A 24760-nucleotide genomic window follows, 5' to 3' on the forward strand; every position below is an offset into this window, starting at 1 on the left:
ACCCTTGGCGGACAAGCCCCGGCCCGTCCGGCTGCAACGCCATCAGCCCTTGCGGCGACGGCTCACCTTGCCGGTCTGGGCCGACGCGTTCCTGCGGCTGTCCGCCGCACTCGGCCTCGTCTTTCTGGTCGTGCTCATTCACTGGAGCGACCGTGAAGGGCTGATCGACAATCACGATGGCGTGATAAGTTTTTCCGACGTCGTCTATTTCACGATGATTTCGATCACCACGACAGGGTTTGGCGACATCGCCCCGGTGTCCGACCGCGCCCGCATGATCGAGGCGGTCATCGTCACTCCGATCCGCTTTGCCGTCATCTTCATCTTCGTGGGCACAGCCTACAATTTCATCATCAAGCGCAGCTGGGAGAAGTTCCGCATGGCCCGCATCCAGGAACGCCTTACCGATCATGTCGTCGTGCTGGGCTTCGGCGTGTCGGGGGCAGAGGCGGTGGGCGAGCTTATCGCGCGCGGCACACGTCCCGATTGCATCGTCGTCATGGACACCAACGAAGACCGGCTGACCCTTGCAGCCGACATGGGCTGCAACGTGATCAACGCGGATGCCACCCGCGACGAATCGCTGCAGGACGTCCGCATCGGAGAGGCGGCGACGGTGCTGGTATCCGCTGGCCGCGACGACACCTCCATCCTGATGGTGCTGACGGTTCGCCACCTTGCGCCCAACGTGCCGATCACCGTGGTCGTCCGCGCCCCCGATAACGAGCTGCTGGCGCGGCAAGCGGGCGCGACCAACGTGATAAACCCGGTGCGCTTTACCGGGCTGCTGCTGGCCGGAAGCGCAAGCGGCATGCACACCGCCGACTATCTCGCCGACCTGGCGTCGATTTCGGGCCGGGTGCAGCTGATCGAACGGGAAGCTCGGCCAGACGATGTCGGCCGCCCCTTGCGCGATCTGGGATCGGGCGTGCTGGGCCTGCGGCTTTATCGCGACGGCAATGCCTTTGGGTATTGGGAGCCAGAGGCCGAAAGCGTTAAGGCCGGCGACACGGTTGTCATTGTCCGTCCGACGCCCGATGTCGGGCCGGGCGTGACCTAACCCACTGACCGGGCAATCGGATCGGACAGCCGCGCGAGGTCTTCGGCGCTCAGTTCCAGCTCCGCCGCCCTGCCGAAACTCTCGACTTGCGAAACGCTGGTAGCACTCGCAATCGGCGCGGTGACTCCCGGCTGCGCGATCAGCCATGCCAGCGCGACCTCTGCCGGTTTGGCCCCGAGGTTGGCCGAAACATCGTTCAGCACCTCGATCAGCCGCGTGCCACCTTCGGTCATATAGCCGCGCAGCCACGGCGCGCGCTGGCTTTGCTCGATATCGGCCATGGTCCGGTACTTGCCACTCAGGAAGCCTGACGCGAGGCTGAAATAAGTGATCACCCCGATGCCGCGTTCGATGCACAAGTCACGCAGGGGGCCTTCGAAATCGTCACGGTCGCAAAGGTTGTAGCGGGGTTGGACGACCTGGTATTCCGGAAGACCCGTTGCGGCCGACGCGGCCAATGCCTGTTGCAGCAGATCAGCACCGAAATTCGATGCCCCGATGGCGCGGATCTTGCCGGCGGTCAGCAATTTCTCGAACGCGCCAAGCGTTTCGGCATGATCGGTATCGGGATCGGGGATGTGGGCGAAATAAAGATCGACGTAATCGGTGTTCAACCGCGTCAGCGAACGTTCGATCCCTTCTGTGATCCACCGTTCCGACAGACCTTTTTCGCCCGGCCCGCCCATGTCCAGCCCGACCTTGGTGAACAGCTTCACCTTGTCCCGCATGCCCGGCCGCGCCGCGAACCAGCGGCCAAGGATCGTTTCGGACTCGCCGCCTGCCAGTCCATCGGCAAAGCGGGAATAGACATCGGCCGTGTCGATCGCATCGAAGCCATGGTCAATGAATGCGTCGAGCACGCGAAAGCTCTGCGCCTCATCCATCGACCAGCCGAAGACATTGCCGCCGAACACGACCGGCGCGATGTTCATGCCGGTCCGACCAAGCGGCCTCGACGATTTCATGGCATATCCTTCCCGAAAGCACGGGCTAACCGTGCGTCGGGACGATCATATCGGCGAAGTGGCGGCTTTCATACAGCCCATGCATCCCAATGGACCGCCGGCGGCAACCGGACCGCGCTTAATCGGCCGGTTTGAAGGTTCCGTAGATTTTGGCGACATCTTCGCGGCTATCCCAGCTGCATCGCGCGCCCTGCTCGATGATGAAGGTGTCGCCCTTGCCAAACGTCGCGGTGCGGCCAGCTGCGTCGGTAAACGTCACTTTTCCTGCCAAAAGATGCATGAGTTCCGTGTGACGGAACAGGATCGGCACGCGGGTATAGGGTGTGGAATCCCAGATGCCGCATTTGAACTGCCCATCGTCCAATGACGCGAACTGGTTGTTCGAACGGCATGATGGCTTCTCGCTCAACAGGACTTCGTCGGCAGGCGGATTCGACGGCGCGAGCGTGGCGCCATTGTCGATGGCGACGATGCCTCCATCGCCTTGGGGTGCATCGGTGTAACGCATCCCGATCAGCGTGACCGGCGCATCGGCGCGCCACGAAAAGGCGGTGCCACGCGCGATCACGGCGCTCTGTCCTTTCGCCAATGCGATTTCGCGACCTTCGCAACCCAGCACGAGAGCGCCGTCGAGTGCGAGGATCATCGTGTCGCCGCCGATCTCCGAATAGCGACCTTCACCAGTCGCGATTGCGGTCGCGAAAATCTCGCAAGGGCCGGCACGCACCGGGAGCGACTGCGCATCGGAGCCGAACGGGTCCGATCCCGTGGCCAAGGATTGGCCAGCGGCCATGGCGGCAAGATCGATGAAGGTCGGGCAGTCGGTGATCGTATCCACGCAAAGGCTCCTGTCGCGAAAGGGCGAACGACGGCGCGATCAGATTTGAACCGCACCGGCAATGCGCGATCTTTGCCCCGATCGACCGGAACCTGATGCCGCATTGCGCCTTTTGACGGGGATTTGTCCGATCTGGCCCGCCGGATACAGCAGGGACTACCGCGTGTGGGCTGGCGATCGCTCGGCCCCACACGCGCGTCCCCCCACCACTTCGTTCAGCGGCGCAGCAGAAACACCAGTCCCATGGCAAGATATGCGATGAGCCAGAATCCTGCGTCGATGAAGGCAATTGCGCGCGGATTGCGCTGATGCAGGTAATTGGTCCACAGCGCCGGAATGACGAAGAATATCGCAACGCCCCCGCTCATCATCGGATAGAGCCACCATTTCGAGGGATCGGACAGCCGCGCATACATGTGGCCCAGCATCGCCGCGCTCACGAATACGAGCGCGAATGTGGCGATCATCGTGGTGAAAGGCCTGCGACGAACCTCGAGCCCGCCCGGCCCCGCCAATACGGCGAGCGGCCGCAAAAATATCCTGTACCACGCAGCCGCCACGACCATCGCAGCCACCGCTGCGAGGAATACGCCAATCCAGTCCACCGGACCCATCAAATTTCCCGTCTGCTCAGAATTCCGCCACCCGACGCGGAAAGGTAACCCCTGTAACGAGCTCTAGACGCTATCGAGCGACATTTTAAGCCCCCTCTCCGGCACGCGGCAGCATCGAACGGCTGGCGCGCACGGCTCGTCGCGTGTAGGGCGCAGCCACGATGTCTCAAGAAACGCAACCGGCCCAGATCGCCCCCTCTCCCAAAGTCGGCATGGTCAGCCTCGGCTGTCCCAAGGCGCTTGTCGATTCGGAACGCATCCTCACACGGCTGCGCGCCGACGGCTATTCGATGAGCCCGGATTACGCGGGGGCGGACGTCGTCCTGGTCAACACCTGTGGTTTCCTCGATTCCGCGAAGGAAGAAAGCCTGGAGGCGATCGGCGAGGCCATCGCTGAAAACGGCCGCGTGATCGTTACCGGCTGCATGGGGAACGAGGCGGAGCTGATCCGTGCGCGTTTTCCCGATGTCCTCGCCGTAACGGGCGCGCATCAGTACGAACAGGTTGTCGATGCTGTGCACGAAGCGGCGCCCGCAGCGCGCGGGCCGTTCGTCGATCTGGTGCCGCAACCCGATATCAAGCTGACGCCGCGCCATTACAGCTATCTGAAGATTTCCGAAGGCTGCAACCATTCCTGCGCGTTCTGCATCATCCCCGATTTGCGCGGCAAGCTCGCCAGCCGGCGGATCGACGCCGTGCTGCGCGAGGCGGAAAAGCTGCTGGCCGCAGGGACGAAGGAACTGCTCGTCATCAGCCAGGACACGTCGGCCTATGGCGTCGACGTGCGGCACGAAGAACGCATGTGGAAGGGCAACCCCGTCCGCACCCACATGACTGATCTTGCCCGCGAACTGGGCCATATGCGCACGCCCGGTGGCGAGCAGCCGTGGGTCCGGCTGCACTACGTCTATCCCTATCCGCATGTCGACGCCGTCATCCCCTTGATGGCCGAAGGACTGCTGACGCCCTATCTCGACATCCCGTTCCAGCATGCCAGCCCGTCGGTCCTGCGCGCGATGAAGCGCCCGGCGAACGAGGCGAAGGTTCTCGAACGGCTGAAATCGTGGCGCGAAGTGTGCCCCGACATCGCCGTTCGTTCCAGCTTCGTCGTCGGCTTTCCCGGAGAGACGGAGGACGACTTCAAATACCTGCTCGACTGGCTTGAGGAAGCACAGCTCGACCGGGTGGGGGCATTCCGCTTCGAACCCGTCGAAGGCGCACAGGCCAATGCCCTGCCCAATCCGGTGCCCGAAGCGGTCAAGGAAGAACGCTACGCCCGTCTGATGGAAGTGACCGAGCGGATCAGCGCCGCGAAATTGGCTGCCAAGGTCGGTCGCACCGTCCCCGTCATCATCGACGAAGTGGGCGAACCGGACGAGGACGGGGACATCGGCGCCACCGGCCGGTCGCAGGCCGACGCCCCGGAAATCGACGGCAGCGTGTTCCTGCGCGACGTGCCCGCAACGCTGGCGCAAGGCGACATCGTCATGGCCACCCTCGAAGAAGCCGACGCGCACGACCTGTTCGGCTTTATCGCGTGAACGGAGCGCGCTAAGGCCGATGGCAATGGACGATTCCCGCATCTGGACCGCAGCCCTTGTCGTCATCGGTGACGAGATTCTTTCGGGCCGAACGCAAGACAAGAACATCGCGCAGATCGCGAGCTGGCTGGGTGTGCAGAACATCCGCCTGCGCGAAGTGCGCGTCGTGCCCGACGTAGTGGACGCAATCGTGGAAGCGGTGAACACGCTGCGTGCGCGCAACGATTACCTGTTCACCACCGGCGGCATCGGCCCCACCCACGACGACATCACCGTCGATGCGGTTGCGGAGGCCCTTGGCGTAGACGTCGTCGTCCATCCCGAAGCGCGCGCCATTCTTGAAAACTATTACGCCGACAAGGGCGGAGTGAACGAAGGCCGGTTGCGCATGGCGCGGGTGCCCGACGGTGCGGATCTGATCCCCAATCGCTATTCCGGCGCGCCCGGCATCCGTATCGGCAACCTGCACCTGATGGCTGGCGTGCCAGACATTACCGCCGGCATGCTCGACGCGCTGACCGGTTCGCTGGAGGGCGGCGCGCCCCTTTTGTCCGATACCGTCGGCGCATGGGTGCCCGAAAGCGAGATCGCCGGGCTGCTGATGGAAGTCGAGCGCGCCCACGAAGGATCGCAGATAGGCAGCTATCCGTTCTTTCGCGAAGGCAGGGTGGGCGCGAATTTCGTCGTCCGGTCGACCAGCCCGGAAACGGTAAAAAGCTGCATCGACAGCCTGTGCGAAGGGCTGGGAGAAATGGGCTACGACTTCACGCCGGGCGGCATCTGACAACATCCAACCCGTTAGAAGCTTACCACAAACCGACACCTGTGCGGAGCGGCGTGGTTACCGCTCGTTAAGCAAGTTACTTTACGGACCGATCCTGACTTTAGAACGAGGGATCAAGGCATGGTGAATTCGCGATTGGCCGACCGCGTGCAAGTGGCGGCCAACGGCAGCTTTCGCCGGGGACCTGGCCTTGCTCAAATCGTCAACGTGGTGGACCTCACCCCGCTGGGCTGTCGTTTGCTCGACATCTCGCGCAACCTGTCGCGCGGAGAGACGATTTCAATTCGCATCGGCAATTTCGGTCCCATCGCCGCGCACGTCCGCTGGCTGAAACTGGGGCGCGAAGCAGGTCTGGAATTTGCAATACCGCTGCCCGATGCCGTCTTTGCCATTCTCGCGGGTCAGGATGCGGTCGATCCAGACCATCCCTATCGAGCCGAGATCATGGCCTTGCGCAACGATTTCGCCGACGTCGCGCCGACAGGTGACGCAAGTGTTCCGACGGACGAAGAACCGGCGCGAATCCACGTCGACTATGAACCGGAGCCCGTCGATATCCCGCAACATGCCGCGGCGGCGAACGACGATCCTGTCATCACGGATCAGCGGGCGACGACGCGCGTTGCCGCCGACGATCCGGCCATGTGCATCGACGCGACGCGCGACGCGGTCGCCGTGCGGGTGATCGATTTCTCACGCGAAGGGATGCAGCTCGGCCATACCGGGATCGACGTCGCCCCAGGTTCAAGACTTCGCTGGTGTTTCCCGACAACCAGATCGTCGACGGCGAAGTGCGGTGGAACGACGGCGAAAGCATGGGCCTGCGCGTCATCTACACGCAAGAAGAAGCGCCGATAGAACCGTCGGAACGCCCGATCGAAGTGATCGCCCCGATCATCGAGGACCATGGCGAAGCCGACATCGCGGTTGAACCGGCGAACTCTTTCCCGGAACTTCCGATCGGGCACCTGCAACGGTTCGCCCAGTTGCTCGCGGCCGCGCGCGCTTGCGACTTCGCGGTCGTGCATGTTCGGATCGATGGCGACGGCATTTCGATGGAACTTTCGGCCGGCCCGGCCAACTGATCGGCGCGGCGCTGCCACCGGCACCAAAAGCCACCATCGCGCGGTTCGTTGCAAAAATTGGCGGTTCGAAAGCGGCAAATTCCAAACGCCGTGTGTCCCACGATCGATCCGAACGAAAAAGGCCGAGGGCGTCGCCCCCGGCCTTTAAACTTCGTGTCAGTTCTTACAGCGCGTGAAAATCAGGCGCTGTAGACGTCCGACATGTCGATCTTCAGGCCCGGGCCCATCGACGACGTAATCGTGATCTTGCGCAGGTACTTGCCCTTGGCGCCAGCCGGCTTCGCCTTGACGATCGCATCGACGAAAGCGTTGTAGTTTGCCTTCAGCGCATCGTCCGAGAACGAGAGCTTGCCGATGCCGGAATGGATGATGCCCTGCTTTTCGACGCGGAATTCGACCTGGCCGCCCTTGGCGTCTTTGATCGCCTGTTCGACGTTCGGCGTAACGGTGCCCAGCTTCGGGTTCGGCATCAGGCCCTTGGGGCCCAGGATCTTACCCAGACGGCCGACGACACCCATCATGTCCGGGGTCGCGATCACGCGGTCGTAGTTCAGGTTGCCGTTCTGCATGTCTTCCATGAGATCTTCGGCACCGACCTTGTCGGCCCCTGCGGCAAGCGCCTTTTCGGCGTTGTCACCACGTGCGAACACGGCAACCTTCATGTCCTTGCCGGTGCCCGACGGCAGCGACACCATGCCGCGAACCATCTGGTCCGCATGGCGGGGATCGACGCCGAGGTTGAGAGCGACTTCGACAGTTTCGTCGAACTTCGCGCTCTTCAGGTCGCGCAGCGTCTGCAGCGCTTCGTCGATGCCGTACAGCTTTTCAGCGTCCAGCTTTTCGGTCAGCGACTTCTGCTTCTTGCTCAGCTTTACCATCGTATCAGCCCTCCACCACTTCGAGGCCCATCGAGCGCGCGGAGCCCTCGATGATCTTGGTCGCCTGTTCGATGTCGTTCGCGTTCAGGTCGGCCATCTTCTGTTCGGCAATCGCCTGAACGGCGCTGCGCTTGATGGTTCCGGCCGAAGTCTTGCCCGGCTCCTTCGAACCCGATTTCAGGTTCGCGGCCTTTTTCAGCAGGAACGAAGCCGGCGGCGTCTTGGTGATGAACGTGAAGCTGCGATCGGCAAAGACGGTGATGACCGTCGGGATCGGCATGCTCTTTTCGAGCTCCTGCGTGGCAGCGTTGAACTGCTTGCAGAATTCCATGATGTTGACACCACGCTGACCGAGCGCGGGGCCGATCGGCGGGGACGGATTTGCGGCGCCCGCGGGCACCTGGAGCTTGATGTAGCCCTCGATCTTCTTGGCCATAATGGCCTCCTTTCACACTGTCGGACCGCAGGTGCGGCCCTCATGATAAGCGGTTAGACGGCGGTCTTATGCCCACCTCCCGCACGGGGTCCCACGGATGGGAGAGCGCGCCCTTAGCAGGGTCGAGCCGAAATGCAACTTACTTGACGAGTTCGACCTGTTCGAAGTCCAGTTCGACCGGGGTCGCGCGGCCGAAGATCGAAACGCTGACCTTGACCTTGCTCTTGTCGAAATCGAGCTCTTCGACCACGCCGTTGAAGCTGGCGAACGGGCCGTCGAGCACCTTCACCGAATCGCCGATTTCGTAATCGACGGTGATTTCGCGCTTGGGCTGCGCGGCCATTTCGTCGCGCTGGCCGAAGTAACGGGCGGCCTCACGTTCGGAGATCGCCTGCGGCTTGCCGCCATTGCCAAGGAAGCCGGTGACCTTGGGCGTGTTCTTCACAAGGTGATAAATGTCGTCGTTCATCGCGAGCTTGGCGAGGACATAGCCCGGCATCGTCTTGCGTTCGGACTGGATCTTCTTGCCGCGCTTGACCTCGGTCACCGTTTCGGCCGGAACCTCGATCTGTTCGACCAGGGCTTCGAGCCCGGTGCGCTCCGCTTCGGCGAGGATGGCTTCCTTCACCTTGTTTTCAAAGCCGGAGTAGGCGTGGATGATGTACCAGCGAGCCATGTTTTTTTCCTGCGTTCCTAGTCGATCAGGCGAGCGTGAGCAGCCACTGCATGACTGCGCCGAACAGCGTGTCAATGCCGAGGAAGAAGATCGACAGGATCAACATCAAGATGCCGACGAAGATCGCCGTGCTGATCGTTTCCTGCCGGCTCGGCCAGACGACCTTCGCCCCTTCGGCTTTCACCTGCTTGATGAACTCTCCGGGAGTGGTCTTGGCCATGTGCTTCCTCTTTGCCTTTTCGAAGCGTCGAAGTGGGTTTCGGCATCGGTCCATCGCCGCTCCGAGCGAGGCTGGGAGACGGCGGTCAGATTTCCGATGTCGGAATTACGTTGTTGCCAATAGTGCGCACTTCGCTGCGGTGCAAGGGCAGATGCACCATTCTTGCCGGGCCCCACTGCAACTTCGCCGGGTATGGCGCGCATTTGGCGCTTTCCTTCAACCGGGCCGGTCGGTAGCCGTTGTAACCGTTACGACATCGGCTTCAGCAGGATGATTGCATGAGCGTAGAAGCGCAGCCCGCCCCCGCACAGATCGAACCAGGTCTTATCGATCACGTCACGAACGTTTCGGACTTCATCTGGGGCGGAACATGGAACGGCGATCCCGTACTCGCCATCGGGGGGCAGCCGCTACCGCCGATGACCATCGTCCTGCTGGGCGTCGGGCTGTATTTCATGTTCGGGCTGAGATTTTATCCGATCCGCAATCTTGGCTCCGCCTTTTCCGGCCTGTTCAAAGGTCGCAAGGGCACAGGTGCGGGCGAAATCAGCCCGTTTGCCGCGCTGTCCACCGCCCTGTCGGGACAGGTCGGCACGGGCAACCTTGCCGGTGTCGCGACGGCAATTTCGCTGGGCGGGCCGGGTGCGATATTCTGGATGTGGATCACCGCTATCATCGGCATGGCGCTGGCCTTTGCCGAAGGTTCGCTGGCCATCCGTTATCGCGAGACGACCAGCGACGGCACCTATCGCGGCGGACCGATGAGCTACATCATGATGGGCCTTGGCCCGAAATGGACCTGGTTGGCGGTAGTCTTCTGCATTGGCACGCTGTTCTCGGCGCTCGTCACCGGCAATTCGATTCAGGCCAACGCGGTCGCCGACGGCTTGAACGAACTTTTCGGGATCGAGGAATGGGTCGGCGGCCTGATCACCGCCATCGCCGTGTTCGTGGTCATCATCGGCGGCATCAAGTCGATCGGCAACGTTGCGGAAAAGGTCGTGCCGTTCATGGCCTTTGCTTACGTCTTCATGGCGATCGTCGCGATTATCCTGAACATTCAGGACATTCCCGAAACCTTCAGTCGCATCTTTGGCGGAGCCTTCAACACGCAGGCGGCAAGCGGCGGCTTCATCGGCGCGGCCATCGCGCTTGCGATCCGTGCAGGCGTCGCGCGCGGCTTGTTCTCAAACGAGGCGGGTCAGGGTTCGACCCCGATCGCCCACGCCGTCGCCCAGACCGACGATCCCGAAAAGCAGGGCCGCATGGCGATGCTGGGCACGTTCATCGACACGATCGTCATCTGCACGATGACCGCGCTGGTGATCCTTACCGTCGAGGGCCAGTTCACCGGTGCCGGCAGCGCGGTGAAGCACGCATGGCAATCGGACCTTCAAGGGTTTGCCATGACATCGGGTGCGTTCGCAGCGGCTTTCCCGATGGCGATCGGCACGATTCCCATCGGCACGCTGATCGCGTCCATCGCGCTGATCCTGTTCGTGTTCACGACCCTGCTGACGTGGAGCTATTATGGCGAGCGTGCGATCACGTTCCTTTACGACCGCGTTCCCGGATCGACCCGGGGGGGCGAAAGGATGCTCCATATCTCGTGGCGCGTGCTGTGGTGTGTGGTGATCTTTATCGGATCGTCGCAGGACCTGACGCTGGTCTGGCGGCTCGGCGACATTTCCAACGCGGCGATGGCTTTGCCCAACCTTCTGGCACTAGCCTTGCTGTCGGGCGTGGTTTTCAAGCTGGCAAAGGGACAGCGCAAGGCCGGTCGGGACCATGTACGCGCCACGCCGGAAGAGCCTGAGCAATATTGAGGAACATCGGGCAGTGACAGGACGGCGCGCGCAGCTGAAATAGGCTTCGCGCGCCATGATGTTGGCCGACAAAATGCTTGCGGCCACCGTTCCCTTTTTTCCGGGGCACATGCTCACTCCGGCGGGCTCGACAGGCAGGTTGCCGCCGTGACCGGGCTAGCTTCACGGTGGCGCGAATTGGCGCCGGCCTTGGCTTTTTCTTGCGGCTCGACCCCATTCGATGCACTCAGGAACAAGACCTGCGATTGATCGGATCGGCGCGTGCCAAGTCAAACTCTGCCTTTCGATTCCGACCTTGCGCTCAGCGTCGTGGCGGGCCTCGCGTCAGGGCTGCTGATCGGGATCGAGCGCGGCTGGCGCCAACGCGAACAGCCAAGCGGCATGCGCGTTGCGGGCATCAGGACTTTTGCGCTGATCGGCGGCATGGGTGCCTTGTCGGGCATTGTCGCCGAAGTGTTGTCGCCGATCATCGCTGCCATCCTGCTGGCGGGGTTGGTGGCCATGCTGGTGGCATCCTTCGTCAAGGAGGCCACCGGAAGCAAACGGCGTGATGCGACCACGATGGTGGCCGCGATGGTCGCGCTGTCGCTGGGTTTGCTGGCAGGGGCCGGCTATCCTGCCTTTGCCGTGGCGGGGGCTGCGGTCACGACCTTGGTGCTTGCGCTCAGGCGACAGCTGCATGGCCTGATCGACCGGCTGAGCGACGAGGAAGTACAGGCCATCGCGCGCTACGCCGTGCTGGCGCTCGCGATCCTGCCGTTCCTGCCCGATGCGCAATTCGGGCCGTACAATGCGTGGAACCCGTTCAAGCTGTGGCTCGTGGTCCTGCTCATCACCGGGTTTTCGATTGCGGGATATGTGGCAAACCGCCTTGTCGGCGAACGCAAGGGCACGATTGCGACGGCAGTGATCGGCGGGGCCTATTCGTCCACCGCCGTAACCGCCGCGCTTTCATCACGGCTGGGCAAGGACGAGGCGGGGCCGTTTTCCACCGGCATCGCGCTGGCCAGCGCGGTGATGTACTTGCGCGTGATCCTGCTGACGGTGGTGATCGCCCCGGTCGTCACCTTGCCGCTGCTCAAATTGCTGGGTCCGGCGGCAATTGCGGCCTTTGTTGCTGCCGCATTGGTGTGGCGGTCCGAAACGATCGGCAGCGCGGAGGGGCACCAACTGCAGAAAAAGCCGTTCGAACTGCTGCCCGCGCTGGGTTTCCTCGCGGCGGTGGCCGGGGCGTCGTTGCTGGTCAATTGGGCGCAAACCGAATTCGGAGAAACAGGCGGAGGGCTGTCGTTGTTCATTGCGGGCAGCTTTGATGTCGACGCGGCAATCGTCGCCTTTTCCGCCCTGCCGACGGGCGCGATCAGCCCGCGAATTGCCGCGATCGCGCTTGCCGGAACGGTCGGGGTCAACATGGCTTTCAAAACTGCCGTCGTCTTCGCCAATGCCAAATGGAAAGCGGGCCGCACCGCCGTTATCGCGCTGCTGTCCAGCCTTGCGGTATTGTTAGGCACGCTAGGCTGGGCGTTCGTCGCGACGTTCCTGACCTGACTCGGCGTCGGTAACGCGGTCAGTCGATGCGGTAGTCGATCGGCTTGAACGTCCCGCCGTTGCTGGCATAGGCGGAACAGGCAGTCAGTCCGATGACAAGGTCGACCTCGGCCCAAAACACGATGCGATCGCCCGGCTTGCCCGGCGGCGGCAACACCGCGATCGATCCGTCATTTGCCACCGGCACATTCATGAAACAGTTGAAGGCGACGGGGATATCGTCCTCCGCAATGCCCCATGGCGACAGTGCATCGGCAAGATTGCCGAAACAGCCGCGATGGACCGGCTTGTCGGGATAGAAATGGCGGAACGTGGCCTTGCTGCACGGGGTCAGCAGGAAATCGTGGCAGCCGACGGTGTCGTCTTCGATCGTCAACAGCACGCGCGAACGGTTGGACCATAGCCGATGGCCGGTGGTCAGCCGCAGGGTTTCTTCGTAATCGAAAGTCCGCCCGTTCGAAATGACCTCGCGCACATCACCGCGCGCGAATGCCAGCAGGTCGGCGACCTGGCAGCCCTCCGGGTCGATCACCGTTAGCGATTGGCCGCGTTGCAGTTCAAATCCCACGCCGCTGCGCGGGGGCACGCGCTGGTCATGCCCCACTGCCGCGTTCATGCCATGTCTCGTTTGTCGCGAAACGGACATTGCCAATCCTCACCCACATGGCGGCCTGAATATTGCTGCGCTTCGCTGCTGTCGCCGTGACGCGACAGCATCGGATTGAGCGTGCCGGCTAAAGCCTCGTCCCGCTTCAGGATGGTTTCGCGAATGGTTTCGTAAAGGTTGTCTTCGCGCAGCTGGTTGAACTGATCGTGGAGATTGAACACCAGCACCGGCCGTTCAAACCGGCGCGCCGGGCGACTGGCCGCCGGGTGCATGCCGACAACAAAGAAAGCCTCGCCGCCGAAGCTGAGCGAAAAATGCGGGTCTCCGGGATCGGCGCTGACCCTGCGATCATAAGGTTGTTCAAGCCACGCGTCCTTGTCGGCCAGCGACTGGATACGCTCCCACATCGCGGTCTCGAACCCTTTTTCGTCAAGGTCGAACGGACCCTCGAATACGAAAGCGATGGAAAGAAAGCGCGCCGTCGGGTCGTCGCGATAGGCATAGGCCCAGTCGAGCAATTCGCGATGGATGCGCACATCGTCCCACGCGCTGGTGATCGAACGGCAGGTTTCGACCTTGAGCGTCCCGCGCGACAATGCGCTTTTCGCGCCGACGCAGGGAAAAGCGCGATCGCGCACGAAATCGCGGAACGATTCCGAAATATCGCCGGAGAGAACTCCTGCGTCTGACATGATTAAATTCTCCGGGAGACAACATTCACCCCCGACGAACCGATGCCACGGCGATCCGTTCCATTTTGCACAAATGTTAACCCGGCGATTGTTTGCATGATCCCGGATCATTCGGGTGCAACCACCATCCGCGCGAAATCGACGCGGCCGACGCCAGAATGGCGCAACGCTGCAATATCACGACGATATCGGGAATTTCGGGTGAATGGCAGGAGTGCACGGACTCGAACCGTGGGCCCTCGGTTTTGGAGACCGATGCTCTACCAACTGAGCTACACTCCTGCGGGTGGAGCGCCTCTATCGCCCTTCGCGCGGGCTGACAAGGGTATCTTGGCGCGATCGCGTCAGGCAGGTGACAAATGGCCGGATCGAGCGCATCTTGCGCGCAATGTCGAAGCTCAATCCGCCCCCTGGAACGCAATCCCTCATCGATCCGGAACTGCTCCTGCTGGCCTATCGCAGCGGCATTTTCCCCATGGCGGAAACGCGCGACGATCCCGAGATCATGTGGATCGAGCCGCGCGAACGGGCCATCCTTCCGCTCGAGGGGCTGAACCTTTCGCGCTCGTTGTTGCGCACGTTGCGCCGGGACAGGTTCGAAGTCACCTGCAACCGCGCGTTCGAAGGCGTGATCGCCCGCTGCGCCGCCCCGCGCGATGGCGAAGACGACGACGTATCGGAAAGCTGGATCAGCAAGCGGATCACGGACAGTTACGTGATGCTGCACAAGCTTGGCCACGCGCATTCCATCGAATGCTGGCGCGATGGGCAACTTGTCGGTGGGCTCTATGGCGTGGCGTTCGACCGGGTGTTCTGTGGCGAATCAATGTTCAGCCTCGAATCCGACGCATCGAAAGTCGCGCTATGCTGGCTCGTCGCGGCGATGCAGGCTGCGGGGATGGAACTGCTCGACTGCCAGTTCATGACCACCCACCTCGCCTCGCTTGGTGCGGTCGCCATGCCTCAGGCGCGCTATATGGAACTGGTGGCAAAGTCGTGCAGACCTGCCGACGAAGCGCCTTACGTAGCGCTGCCCGAAGGTTTTTCGTCCTTGGCGGCGGCCTCTTCCTCTCCGGGAAAGACCATCGCGCAGTCCTTGATCCAGACATCGTAGATCGGATGCTCGACGACGTTCAGTGACGGGCTGTTGAGGAACAGCCAACCCGAAAAGACGCCCTTCCAATCGGGCCTTTCCTCATCGTCGTCGTCGGTTGTCGTATAGATCTGGACGAAAGCGCCCTCTTCCGGCTCCGGATCCCAGGGCGGGCGGCGTTCGCACGTTTCCACCCGGATCAGCACGTCCTTGACGCGCTTCTGCTCGCCGGGCTTCAACATTATGTCTTGCGTAAGGTTGTTACGCTTGTTCAACAGGCCAAGCGTGGCGACACGCTCTGCCATCGGGGTGCCTGCGGGCAAGCCGTCTTCGCCGATCACGGGTTCGGCATCAGCGGCCAATTTCTGGTTCGCAGCGGTGCTGGCGACAGGCTGTTCCTTGTCGACGCCCTTGGCGGCGTCGCCCGCCTCCGGCTTGCTGCCGCAAGCGGCCAGCAGCACCGTCGCTGCCAGCGCGAGCGGGGTGCGGCGAATCACTGGTCGGGCGACCAGGCTTCGTAATCGCCGGTGGCGCGAGCGCGGACGCCGCCCTTTTCCAGCGCGCCCGACGGGCGATAGGCGCCTTCCGTGCCGGTGGCGTTGGGGGTATAGTCCACTTCCCAGATGCGCGGCGGCGGCAGGTTCGATTCCGGCACGCCATCGAACGAACCGTGCAGCCATCCATGCCATTCGGCCGGCACGCGGCTGGCATCGTTCGCGCCTTCATAAATGACCCAGCGGCGTTCGTGGCCCAGCGAATTCGGCTTCTTCGCGCGGTAATAGGCATTGCCCTGCGCGTCGGTGCCGACCTTCTGGCCATGGCGACTGGTGTCGAGAAGTGTGCCGAATGTGGCACCGTCCCACCATGTGAAGATCTTGCCGAGGATGCTCATCGTGCCACCTTTTTCATCGTTGGCCGATTAGCGGCACGCGCGCCGATCTGCAACCCGCGCGATGGACGCCTTGCCGATTGAACCTGCAAAGCCGTTATCCGCGCGGCACGGAGAATGTGACGCGATCGCCCGGGGCAATGCCCAGTTCAGCGGCGCGACCGCCCGGGATTTCGAGCACATAACTGGCAGGCCCGACTGACGAATAGCGGGAGGTGTCATAAGGCACCGCATTGGCGGCGATGCTGTCGACGGTGCCGTCGGTGCGGATGAACACCATGTCGAGCGGGATGTACGTGTTGAGCATCCAGAAGTTACGGCGCATCGGCTGAGCTTCGGTGGTGCTGAAATCGAACAGCATGCCTTCGTCAGGGCCGAGTTCGGTGCGGAACATCAAGCCCCTGGTGCGTGCTTCGGGCACGCCCGCATATTCCGCGGTGAACCGATGCGCGCCCGCCCTGCTGGCGACAGTCACCGGGATCAGCGGCAGCCCCGACACGGGGTGCATGGCCGCCGAACCCTTGTCGGTGGCGCTGGGCGCATCGGATGCCAGCCCCTGCGACGAAGGGGCACAGGCGGCAAGCATGAACAGAGCCAGCGCGCTGCCGAACTTAGCAATCGACATCAATCGTCCTCTTCGCTGGCGGCTGCGACCCATTCGCGTGCCTCTTCGGCATTCGCCGCCTCGATCAGGCGTCGCGCAGTATCGAGCGCGTGCCCTGCGCGCAACATGGCCGCCACTTGCTTATCCCGCACTGAACGATCGGCAGGCGGTGCACCGTCGGCGCCGAACGGGCCGAACCGCCGCCTTTCGGCTAACCGCAAGGCCGCTTCGCGCAAGGCCCCCTCTCTCACCGCGACGCGATCTTCGGCATCGACGCCCGCCGCGTCCAGCGCCTGTGCCACGCGCCGGATGCCGTATCCCCGGCGCAGCAGGCTGCCGGTGCGGGTCCGGGCATATTCGCCATCGTCGACATACGCCATGCCGACGAAACGGGCCACGATCGCATCGATGTCGGGTAACGGCGCGCCGTCCTCCTGCCCTTCCCAGCCGCGTTCGCGCAGCTTTCTCTGACAATATCGCTGCAATCCCCGTGCCGTAGTCGCGAACCGGGCAACATAGGCGAGCGCCATTTCTTCGAGAGAGGCCGAATTTAACGGCTTTCTCACTCTTGCGGTTCGGGCTTTTCGTGGATATCCGCCGGTTCGTTCGGTCATCGTGCCATATTCTTGCCACACTATCGTAACATTGGAAACGGCCTTGGTATCTGACGGTCGCGTATACGAAGAATTGGCTCGAGAAGAACCCTTAACGAAAGTCCGGTTTCAGGCGGGATTAATCGGGCGGGCGACTAAAGCGGTCCACTTTTGCAAATTGACGGGATAGCAGCAGCTTCATGACGCAGATCGCCCCCACGGCTGGCGCCACGCTTGAGCCCACCCCCAATGCGGATACATTGCCGCGCCGGCTTGCCGATTTCGCGACTTTTGCAGACGCGATCGATTATGCCGCCACAGGTTCGCGCGGGCTTAATTTCCACGACCCGCGCGGCAAGCTGACGCGAGTCTATCCCTATTCGGAACTGCGCGACGATGCGCTGGCCATGGCCCGCCGACTGGTTGCGGCCGGGGTGAAGCCGGGCGACCGCATTGCGCTGGTGGCTGAAACCGGCACCGATTTTGCCGCACTGTTCTGTGGCGCGGTCTATGCCGGGGCATGGCCGGTTCCCCTGCCCTTGCCGACCAGTTTTGGCGGCAAGGAATCTTATATCGACCAGCTTGCCGTGCAGTTGCAGTCGAGCGACCCGCTTATGTTGCTTTATCCGGCCGAAATCGACGCGATGGCATCCGCCGCCGCCGAACGGCAGGGGTGTAAGGGCATCGACTGGACCACGTTTGCCGCGCAGGCAGCGCCCGATGTCGCCCTGCCCGAACTTAGCCCCGACGATATCTGCTATCTTCAGTATTCTTCCGGCTCTACCCGGTTTCCCCACGGCGTCACGGTCACCCACCGCGCGCTGATGTCGAACCTTGCCGCGCATTCGCACGGGATGCGCGTGGGCGACAACGATCGCTGCATTTCGTGGCTGCCGTGGTATCACGACATGGGCCTTGTCGGTTGCTTCCTGTCGCTGATCGCCAATCAGGTTTCGGGCGATTACCTGAAGACCGAGGATTTCGCCCGCCGCCCGCTGGCGTGGCTGGACCTGATCAGCCGGAACGAAGGGCTGTCGATTTCCTACTCGCCGACGTTCGGATACGACATCTGCGCGCGCCGCATTTCCAGCCAGTCGAACGTCGCCGAACGCTTCGACCTGTCGCGCTGGCGGCTGGCGGGCAACGGGGCCGACATGATCCGCCCCGACGTGATGCAGAATTTCGTCGACGCTTTTGCCGATGCCGGGTTCAAGGCCAATGCCTTCACGCCCAGTTACGGTCTCGCCGAAGCGACTCTGGCCGTGACCATCATGCCGCCGGGCGAAGGGATCCGTGTCGAACTGGTCGAGGAAGAGCGCCTGTCGGGCACCCCGCGCGACCTGTCCCGCCCTGCGCGTTACCGCGCCATCGTCAATTGCGGCAAGGCGGTGAAGGACATGGAAGTCGTGATCCGCGGCGAAGAAGGCCACGAACTGGCCGACCACATGATTGGCAAGGTGTGGTGCAGCGGGCCAAGCGTCATGCATTCCTATTTCCGCGACCCCGAAGCGACCGACGCCTGTATCGTCGACGGATGGCTGGATACCGGCGACATGGGTTACATGGTGAACGGCTATCTGTTCATCGTCGGCCGCGCCAAGGACATGATCATCATCAACGGCAAGAACCACTGGCCGCAGGATATCGAATGGGCGGTGGAACAGCTTCCCGGCTTCCATCAGGGCGACATCGCCGCCTTTGCGGTCCAGGCCGACAACGGCGAGGAAGTACCCGCCGTACTGGTTCACTGCCGCATTTCCGATCCGTTCGAACGGATAAAGCTGCACGACCAGATCCGCGACAAGGTGCGCTCGATCACCGGCATGAATTGCGTCGTCGAACTGGTCCCGCCGCGCACCCTGCCGCGCACGTCATCGGGCAAGCTCAGCCGGGCAAAAGCGAAGAAGCTGTACCTGTCGGGCGAGATCGAGCCCTATAGCCTGGCCGCCTGACGCGCGAATTACCGAATTGCTGAATTGTGGGGGAGATCGCGATACCGCGAACTCCCCCTTCGTTTGTGCTCGTCTGGGTCAGGCACCGGCCATCAGCAGCGGCCACAGCACAAAGCCCAGCCCGACTAGGCTGATCATGTACACGATCGTCCGCACCACCGGCACGCCAGCCCAGTACAGCGGCAAATAGACGATCCGCGAGCCCAGCCAGATCCAGCCGCCCAGCGCTGTCATGTCGCTGTTTTTGCCCGCGACGACGACGCCCAACAGGCCGATGATCGCGATCGGCAGCGTTTCGAGGTAGTTACCCCGTGCCCGGCCCAACCGCCCGGCCACGGCATTCAGCGGGGGCAAGTCTTCGTCCCGCGCGCCGACGTTCCATTGCTTGCCGTATTGCTTGGTCTTGTAGTGCCCTTCGGCGAAGATGTGGACGAGCAGCAAGATGGCGGCATAGACCAGTATGCGGATTTCGATCGGCATCGTTATTCTCCCCTTCGTTTCGGCTTACTGTCTCGGCTGGCGGTTTCGGCTCTGTCGCTGGACCTTGCTGGACCTATGGCGTCCCGCTTTCCGCCGCGATCGTGTCCGGTGTCGCCCAGCTTGCGGCAACGGTGCCGGTGTCGCGGCGTTTTTCTTCGACGATCAGCGGAACCTGCTTCGCCGCAAGTGCCTGACGAACGACGGCCACGTCCGCCGGGCCGCCCGAAATTCGGACCGGCGCCTTTATCCTTATGGCCGACCAGGCGATCAGGTCGACCGACCGCTGGCCCACAGTGGTTATGGCGCGCCCGGGCGGGCCCTCTTTGCCTTCAGGCAGATTGGCGTCGGCGACCGTGACATCGGGCAGCGGCCCGCCGGGCGGTAGCAGCGTGATCTGCCAACGCGGAACGCTGATGGCGATGCGCTTTTCAAGCGCGGCATATGTCGCAAGATCGGCACCGGGCAGCGGCTTGGCCGATACCTGCGCCCGGCGTGATTCCCGGTCGATCAGCACTTCGCTTTCCAAGACCCCGGCAATGACAGACAGTCGACCGACAAGATCGCGCACTTCGCGGTCGCTCGCTTCCTGTTCGCGCGCCCTTGCTGCGGAAAGCTGGGCCTGTTCGGCGGCGGAATCGCTGGTCCCCACTTCGAACTGATCCAGCGTCAGGGCAACCGGGGCCTGCATGATCCGCGCCAGGCTGCGCCGCGCCACATCCTCCGCACCGGCCGTGATTTCGGGGGTCAGCACGGTCGCGGCCACCGCGATGGGTTCGGCGTCGAAATCGATATCGATCTGCGAAATGCGCGCCTTGTTCGGAAAACTGTCGAGGATCGCGCTGTTGGCCAGCCGCTGCGCATTGGATTCGCGAGCAATATTGACGAGCGACAGCCCCAGCGGCACGACGAGCGCGGCAAATGCGAGACCGACGACGGTGTCCTGCAGGCGGGTCTGGTTCTCACTCAGGTTATTCCGGAAACCGTAGAGCCGCGCCATGACCATGGCGGTGATGGCAATGGTGATGAGGTTGGTGACATACAGCAGCAAAGCACCGGAAAAGACCGGCCAGTTCAGCGTCGCAAGCCCGAAACCGACAACGGCCAGCGGCGGCATCAACGCCGTGGCGATGGCGACGCCAACGACCGTGCCCTCACGCCCCCTGATCATCGCATAGGCGCCCGCCATCGCGGAAAACAGTGCGATGAACAGGTCGAACAGGTTGGGCCGGGTGCGCGCAGCGATTTCCGACGTCACCGTCTGCAGCGGCGAAATCGCGACGATCAGCGCGGTAAAGAACACCGCGAGCAAAGTTCCGACCGCAAGTGCACGCAGCGATTTGCGCAGCCATGCAAAGTCGCCCGTCGCCAGCGCGAAACCCAGTCCGATGATGGGGCCCATCAATGGCGACAAGAGCATTGCGCCAATCACGACGGCGGGGGACGACAGCAACAGTCCCAGCACCGCGATGCCCGCCGACATGGCCAGCATGAACATGTAGCGGGCTGAAATCACCGCCTCTTCACGCCGGTTTTCGATCACCGCCGCCTGATCGACCGTCTTGATGACGGAATGCCGCCACCACAGCCGGAACGACAGGAGGACGGCGGTAAAGCTGGTCCGCGCGCGGAGTACGGTATCGTTCTGATCGACCATTTCGTGTCCCTGCACGCCACAAGGGCGCAATCCCGCCCGCGGTTGTAGCGCGCAAGCCACGGCTGTCGAGCGCAACGGGTCATAGTGCAGTGCAAAAGAAATGCCGCCGCAGGGCTTCACAGCACCTGCCCACCTCCTAAGTTCACCGGCACATGAACGATCCGAATCATCGCAACGCCCCCGCCCCCGAGCCAGCCGAAGCCCCCGGCCCTGCTGCTCCGGAGGATTTGGCCAACCTCGAGCTTTGGCCGATCGGCAACTGCCAGGCTTCGGCATTGGTGGACCGGCACGGCACATTTTCGTGGGCATGCATTCCGCGGGTGGATGGCGATCCAGTCTTCTGTTCGCTGCTCGATCATGGCAAGGGCGACGACGCCCGCGGCTTCTGGTCCATTGCGATGGAGGGCGGACGGGTCGTCGAACAGTCCTATATCCGCAATACCCCGATTCTGAAGACACGCTATGCCGACGATGAAGGCAACGCGCTGGAAGTGCTCGATTTCAGCCCGCGCTATCGCGACAAGGGCCGGATCTATCGCCCAGTCGCCTTCGCCCGCGTGGTGCGCCCGATCAGCGGTTCGCCGCGTATTCGCGTGGCGCTGCGCCCGGCGGCGGATTATGGCGCGAGCGATCCTGAACGCAGTTTCGGGTCGAGCCACATCACCTATCGCATTCCGGCAATGACCATGCGGTTGACCACCGATGCGCCGATCGGGTTGATCCAGCAGGAAAGCGCCTTTCGCGTCGAACGCCAGCTGCATTTCTTTTTCGGGCCTGACGAAAGCTTTTCGACCAGCCTTGAAAGCGGGGTCGGCGACATGCTGTCGCGCACGGCGAACGAATGGCGCCACTGGGTCCGCGGTCTGGCCATCCCGTTCGAATGGCAGGACGCGGTGATCCGCGCCGCTATCGGACTGAAACTGTGTCAGCACGAAGATACCGGCGCGATCGTCGCCGCGCTCACCACCTCTATCCCCGAACACGCGGATTCCGGGCGGAACTGGGACTATCGTTACTGCTGGGTCCGCGACGCCTATTACACGGTTCAGGCGCTGAACCGCATCGGCGCGCTCGACGTGCTGGAAAGCTATCTCGGATTTTTGCGCAATATCGTCGATCAGGCCAAGGGCGGCCACATCCACCCGATGTTCGACGTGCGCGGCAATCCCGAACTGCCCGAAGGGGAGGCCGAGCATCTGGCCGGCTATCGCGGCATGGGCCCGGTCCGCATCGGCAACGCCGCGTGGTATCAAATCCAGCATGACGCCTATGGCCAGATCGTGCTGTCGAACGCGCAGGCCTTTGCCGACCGGCGGCTATTGCGCATATCGGGGGTGGAGGATTTCCAGCGGCTTGAAAAAGTCGGCGAACGCGCGCTGTCAGTCTGGGACAAGCCCGATGCCGGATTGTGGGAACTGCGCAATTCGACCCACGTCCATACTTATTCCGCCGCCATGTGCTGGGCCGCATGCGACCGGCTCGCCCACGCGGCGCAAGTTCTGGCGCTGGACGAGCGTGAGAAGTACTGGCGCGAGAACGCAGCGCGATTGCAGGCCGAAATCATGGAGCGGAGCTGGAACGAGGAAGAGGGCCTGATCTCCTCTACCTTTGGCGGCAACATGCGCGATGCCAGCATCATCCAGCTGCTCGACCTGCGCTTCATTTCCAAGGACGATCCGAAGATCCATTCCACGCTGAAAGCGGTCGAACATTCCTTGCGGCGCGGCGATCACATGCTGCGTTACGACACGGCGGACGATTTCGGCATGCCGCACACCGCGTTCAATGTCGCCACGTTCTGGCTGATCGAGGCGCTGTCGCTGACCGGTCAGAACGAAGAGGCCCGCCGCCTGTTCGAAGTCATGCTCGACCGCCGAACGGGAGCGGGCATGATGAGCGAGGATATCGACCCCAAATCGCTGGAACTTTGGGGGAATTATCCGCAGACCTATTCGCTGGTCGGCATCATCAATTGTGCGGTGATGCTGAGCAAAAGCTGGAACGAATACCGCTAACGAAAGACAGTGAAACGGCGGAGCCGGTTCAGTCCATTTTCGGAACCGGTTCAGCCGCCATCCGCCGGTCGCCGACGCGCAGGACGAACATGCCGATCGCCGCAAGCATGGCAAGCCCAGCCGCCACCCAGAGCTGCGTAACGATCGCCGCCATGCCTCCCAACCAGACGAAGATGTAAGTGCCCAGCGTCACAGGCAGGTTGCTCAACGAATTATAGATTGTGAACTGCGTAGCGGCGACGCGCTTGTCGGAAAGCTGCATGCGCAGAGGGTTGGTGCAGATGGACTGCAGGGTGCTAAGCTGCGCCTTGAGCAGCGTAAGCGCGACGAAGACGAACACGCTCGACCACAGCGATTGCGCGCCTAGAAGGAAAAAGCACAGCACGGCATGAAGCGAGGCGACGAGGACGGATGAGCGCCGAGCGCCCATCTTCGACGACAGCACCGCCCCGATGCCGATCGCGACGACCGAAGAGATGAGGCCGGTGGTGGAAACCATGCTCGAATATTCGGACGTTTCGAAGGCGAGATAGGCCACCGCAAACAGCGGCCAGATCGAACTCAACATACCTTGCACCGCGCGGATGCAACCCGACGCGAGGACTAGCACGATGCTGTCCCGTGTCATCATCGCCACCGCCGTAGTCTTGATGATCGTCCACCACCTGCGGGGGGCCAGTGCCAGCAATTCGGGCGAAGCCTCGCCTTTGGTCCATGGCAAATGCCGTTCGCCGCGGCGTTCCAGCAACAGCATCGACCAGAGCAGGATGCCGGCAACAACAGGGATGAAAAGCAGAAACGCGATCGAGACGCCCCAATATTGCAGCGCATAGCCCCCGATGGCGCCGGACACCGCGGCACCCACAGCCTGTCCGCCGAACATGAAGGAACTCGCCGTGCCCTGTTCGTCGTCGGGCAAGATGTCGACGGCCAGTCCGTCGACCGCCACATCCTGAATCGCCGCGCCGCCCATGACGGCCAGCACGACCCAGTACAACAGGCCGATGTCGGTGGGCTCGGGCGCTGCGAACGCGGCGATCAGAAAGCCGCCCATCATCAGGAATTGCGCACCGATCAACCACGCCCGCCGTCGCCCCATGGCAAGGAACGAGTAGCGATCCATCAGCGCGGCTGGAATGAACTTGAAGCTCCACGGCAGGAACGCCGCGCCGACCAGCAAGGCGACATCGGTGTCGCTGCCGCCGTTTGCGGCGACCCAGATTGGTATGGCAACGTCAGTTACGCCGACCGGGATGCCCTGTCCGAAATAGAACAGGAAGAACGCCACGAGCCGCAGCTTGCGGCTTTCAGCCAGAACCCAGAGCGAACCTGCCATCTGCCACTCCCTGTTGCCCTGAGATCTGGGCCTAGGGCTTGGGGAAGGTATTGCAGACAGTCAGCGCCGCAGCAACAGGCGGCCGTCAACGATCAGTCGATAGCTTCTTCGCCGGCACGGCCGACCGAGCCGATGTCTTCGCCAAGACCTTTGACCGTGTTGCAGGCGGCAAGCCCGGCGACCATCGCGGCAAGCGACAGGGTGACAATCGTTTTACGCAGCATATTCGTTCTCTTATTCCTTGGAACGGGATCGTTCGGTTGTTTCGATAGCGCCGCAACAGCCCGCGCAAAAGCGTCGATTTGCACTTAAGCGGCCCTGCCGTTGCTGACCCTTGCCGCTCGCGGCACGCACTTTGCATCAACGCTGGATGT

At 62.6% G+C, this 24760-nt stretch carries 27 protein-coding genes and 1 tRNA gene; 10 read left to right on the forward strand and 18 right to left on the reverse strand.

All coding sequences use genetic code 11. From position 1 onward, the window contains the following. Positions 1-4 precede the first annotated feature (4 nt). Positions 5-1060 (forward strand): potassium channel family protein, encoded by a 1056-nt coding sequence (locus EKN06_RS04000; protein WP_127611544.1) that lies wholly within the window; start codon positions 5-7, stop codon positions 1058-1060. Here the strand turns inward: EKN06_RS04000 and EKN06_RS04005 are convergent. The 3 genes from EKN06_RS04005 to EKN06_RS04015 form a co-directional block, all read right to left on the reverse strand. Beyond that, positions 1057-2025: an aldo/keto reductase gene (locus tag EKN06_RS04005; RefSeq protein ID WP_127611545.1), complete on the reverse strand. Its 969-nt coding sequence runs from the start codon at positions 2023-2025 to the stop codon at positions 1057-1059. The two genes, EKN06_RS04000 and EKN06_RS04005, sit on opposite strands and share 4 nt — an antisense overlap. Positions 2026-2143: 118 nt before the next feature. Then, a complete protein-coding gene (locus EKN06_RS04010) occupies positions 2144-2863 on the reverse strand; it encodes a cupin domain-containing protein (RefSeq protein WP_240654587.1) in 720 nt (239 codons plus the stop codon). A 215-nt stretch (positions 2864-3078) separates the two neighbouring features. Next, positions 3079-3477 carry a DUF1761 domain-containing protein gene (locus EKN06_RS04015; RefSeq protein ID WP_127611546.1) on the reverse strand — a complete coding sequence of 133 codons (399 nt, stop codon included), beginning with the start codon at positions 3475-3477 and terminating at the stop codon, positions 3079-3081. 161 nt (positions 3478-3638) lie between these two features. On the opposite strand from EKN06_RS04015, the gene rimO reads away from it, so the two are divergent. From rimO to EKN06_RS04035, 4 genes are all read left to right on the forward strand, one after another. Next, a complete protein-coding gene (gene rimO / locus EKN06_RS04020) occupies positions 3639-5018 on the forward strand; it encodes a 30S ribosomal protein S12 methylthiotransferase RimO (RefSeq protein ID WP_127611547.1) in 1380 nt (459 codons plus the stop codon). A 19-nt stretch (positions 5019-5037) separates the two neighbouring features. Continuing rightward, entirely contained in the window at positions 5038-5802 is a 765-nt protein-coding gene (locus tag EKN06_RS04025; protein WP_420810762.1) for a competence/damage-inducible protein A, read from the forward strand. A gap of 120 nt (positions 5803-5922) precedes the next feature. Beyond that, positions 5923-6660 carry a hypothetical protein gene (locus tag EKN06_RS04030; protein ID WP_127611549.1) on the forward strand — a complete coding sequence of 246 codons (738 nt, stop codon included), beginning with the start codon at positions 5923-5925 and terminating at the stop codon, positions 6658-6660. Beyond that, the gene (locus EKN06_RS04035) at positions 6618-6887 is read left to right on the forward strand and encodes a hypothetical protein (protein ID WP_127611550.1); all 270 of its coding nucleotides are present in this window, start codon (positions 6618-6620) and stop codon (positions 6885-6887) included. The genes EKN06_RS04030 and EKN06_RS04035 overlap by 43 nt, the downstream gene beginning before the upstream one ends. Positions 6888-7066: 179 nt before the next feature. Here the strand turns inward: EKN06_RS04035 and rplA are convergent, their stop codons facing one another. The 4 genes from rplA to secE form a co-directional block, all read right to left on the reverse strand. Then, positions 7067-7765, reverse strand: coding sequence for a 50S ribosomal protein L1 (gene rplA / locus EKN06_RS04040; protein ID WP_127611551.1), 699 nt, complete (start codon positions 7763-7765; stop codon positions 7067-7069). Between the two features lie 4 nt (positions 7766-7769). Further along, the gene (gene rplK / locus EKN06_RS04045; RefSeq protein WP_127611552.1) at positions 7770-8201 is read right to left on the reverse strand and encodes a 50S ribosomal protein L11; all 432 of its coding nucleotides are present in this window, start codon (positions 8199-8201) and stop codon (positions 7770-7772) included. A gap of 139 nt (positions 8202-8340) precedes the next feature. Further along, positions 8341-8877, reverse strand: coding sequence for a transcription termination/antitermination protein NusG (nusG, locus tag EKN06_RS04050; RefSeq protein WP_127611553.1), 537 nt, complete (start codon positions 8875-8877; stop codon positions 8341-8343). Between the two features lie 25 nt (positions 8878-8902). Next, positions 8903-9097, reverse strand: a complete 195-nt coding sequence (gene secE / locus EKN06_RS04055; protein ID WP_127611554.1) for a preprotein translocase subunit SecE — start codon at positions 9095-9097, stop codon at positions 8903-8905. A 278-nt stretch (positions 9098-9375) separates the two neighbouring features. Here secE and EKN06_RS04060 point away from each other — a divergent pair, with 278 nt between their 5' ends. Beyond that, positions 9376-10923, forward strand: a complete 1548-nt coding sequence (locus EKN06_RS04060; RefSeq protein WP_127611555.1) for an alanine/glycine:cation symporter family protein — start codon at positions 9376-9378, stop codon at positions 10921-10923. Between the two features lie 261 nt (positions 10924-11184). After that, a complete protein-coding gene (locus tag EKN06_RS04065; protein ID WP_127611556.1) occupies positions 11185-12471 on the forward strand; it encodes an MgtC/SapB family protein in 1287 nt (428 codons plus the stop codon). Between the two features lie 19 nt (positions 12472-12490). Here the strand turns inward: EKN06_RS04065 and EKN06_RS04070 are convergent, their stop codons facing one another. The 3 genes from EKN06_RS04070 to EKN06_RS04080 all read right to left on the reverse strand — a co-directional run bounded on the left by EKN06_RS04070 (position 12491) and on the right by EKN06_RS04080 (position 14052). Then, a complete protein-coding gene (locus tag EKN06_RS04070) occupies positions 12491-13087 on the reverse strand; it encodes a DUF1989 domain-containing protein (protein WP_127611557.1) in 597 nt (198 codons plus the stop codon). Beyond that, positions 13084-13770: a guanitoxin biosynthesis heme-dependent pre-guanitoxin N-hydroxylase GntA gene (gene gntA, locus EKN06_RS04075; RefSeq protein WP_127611558.1), complete on the reverse strand. Its 687-nt coding sequence runs from the start codon at positions 13768-13770 to the stop codon at positions 13084-13086. The genes EKN06_RS04070 and gntA overlap by 4 nt, the downstream gene beginning before the upstream one ends. A 206-nt stretch (positions 13771-13976) precedes the next feature. Then, a tRNA-Trp gene (locus EKN06_RS04080) sits at positions 13977-14052 on the reverse strand. Positions 14053-14158: 106 nt separating this feature from the next. Between EKN06_RS04080 and aat the strand changes: the two genes are divergently transcribed. Further along, positions 14159-14884, forward strand: a complete 726-nt coding sequence (gene aat, locus EKN06_RS04085) for a leucyl/phenylalanyl-tRNA--protein transferase (protein ID WP_127611559.1) — start codon at positions 14159-14161, stop codon at positions 14882-14884. On the opposite strand, the gene EKN06_RS04090 is transcribed toward aat, so the two are convergent. From EKN06_RS04090 to EKN06_RS04105, 4 genes are all read right to left on the reverse strand, one after another. Further along, positions 14791-15360, reverse strand: coding sequence for a DUF2155 domain-containing protein (locus EKN06_RS04090; RefSeq protein ID WP_127611560.1), 570 nt, complete (start codon positions 15358-15360; stop codon positions 14791-14793). The genes aat and EKN06_RS04090 overlap by 94 nt on opposite strands. Then, positions 15357-15755, reverse strand: a complete 399-nt coding sequence (locus EKN06_RS04095; RefSeq protein WP_127611561.1) for an NADH:ubiquinone oxidoreductase subunit NDUFA12 — start codon at positions 15753-15755, stop codon at positions 15357-15359. Before EKN06_RS04095 ends, EKN06_RS04090 begins: the two co-directional genes overlap by 4 nt. Before the next feature lie 94 nt (positions 15756-15849). Next, a complete protein-coding gene (locus EKN06_RS04100; protein ID WP_127611562.1) occupies positions 15850-16377 on the reverse strand; it encodes a DUF192 domain-containing protein in 528 nt (175 codons plus the stop codon). Then, a complete protein-coding gene (locus tag EKN06_RS04105) occupies positions 16377-16922 on the reverse strand; it encodes a regulatory protein RecX (RefSeq protein ID WP_338068062.1) in 546 nt (181 codons plus the stop codon). The genes EKN06_RS04100 and EKN06_RS04105 overlap by 1 nt, the downstream gene beginning before the upstream one ends. 227 nt (positions 16923-17149) lie before the next feature. Here EKN06_RS04105 and EKN06_RS04110 point away from each other — a divergent pair, with 227 nt between their 5' ends. After that, positions 17150-18901 (forward strand): fatty acyl-AMP ligase, encoded by a 1752-nt coding sequence (locus tag EKN06_RS04110; RefSeq protein ID WP_127611564.1) that lies wholly within the window; start codon positions 17150-17152, stop codon positions 18899-18901. 78 nt (positions 18902-18979) lie between these two features. On the opposite strand, the gene EKN06_RS04115 is transcribed toward EKN06_RS04110, so the two are convergent. Beyond that, positions 18980-19381: an MAPEG family protein gene (locus EKN06_RS04115; RefSeq protein WP_127611565.1), complete on the reverse strand. Its 402-nt coding sequence runs from the start codon at positions 19379-19381 to the stop codon at positions 18980-18982. A 73-nt stretch (positions 19382-19454) separates the two neighbouring features. After that, positions 19455-21050, reverse strand: a complete 1596-nt coding sequence (locus EKN06_RS04120; protein WP_240654588.1) for a DUF389 domain-containing protein — start codon at positions 21048-21050, stop codon at positions 19455-19457. Positions 21051-21187: 137 nt separating this feature from the next. Here EKN06_RS04120 and EKN06_RS04125 point away from each other — a divergent pair, with 137 nt between their 5' ends. Beyond that, positions 21188-23050: a glycoside hydrolase family 15 protein gene (locus tag EKN06_RS04125; RefSeq protein WP_127611567.1), complete on the forward strand. Its 1863-nt coding sequence runs from the start codon at positions 21188-21190 to the stop codon at positions 23048-23050. A 28-nt stretch (positions 23051-23078) separates the two neighbouring features. Here EKN06_RS04125 and EKN06_RS04130 read toward each other — a convergent pair whose 3' ends face one another. Together EKN06_RS04130 and EKN06_RS04135 are read right to left on the reverse strand one after the other, a co-directional pair. Next, on the reverse strand, positions 23079-24386 hold the full coding sequence (locus tag EKN06_RS04130) for an MFS transporter (protein ID WP_127611568.1): 1308 nt from the start codon (positions 24384-24386) through the stop codon (positions 23079-23081). A 92-nt stretch (positions 24387-24478) separates the two neighbouring features. Then, on the reverse strand, positions 24479-24610 hold the full coding sequence (locus EKN06_RS04135; protein ID WP_127611569.1) for an entericidin A/B family lipoprotein: 132 nt from the start codon (positions 24608-24610) through the stop codon (positions 24479-24481). Between the last annotated feature and the right edge of the window lie 150 nt (positions 24611-24760).

Origin of the sequence: Croceicoccus ponticola, from assembly GCF_004004515.1 — a bacterium.
Lineage (GTDB): Bacteria > Pseudomonadota > Alphaproteobacteria > Sphingomonadales > Sphingomonadaceae > Croceicoccus > Croceicoccus ponticola.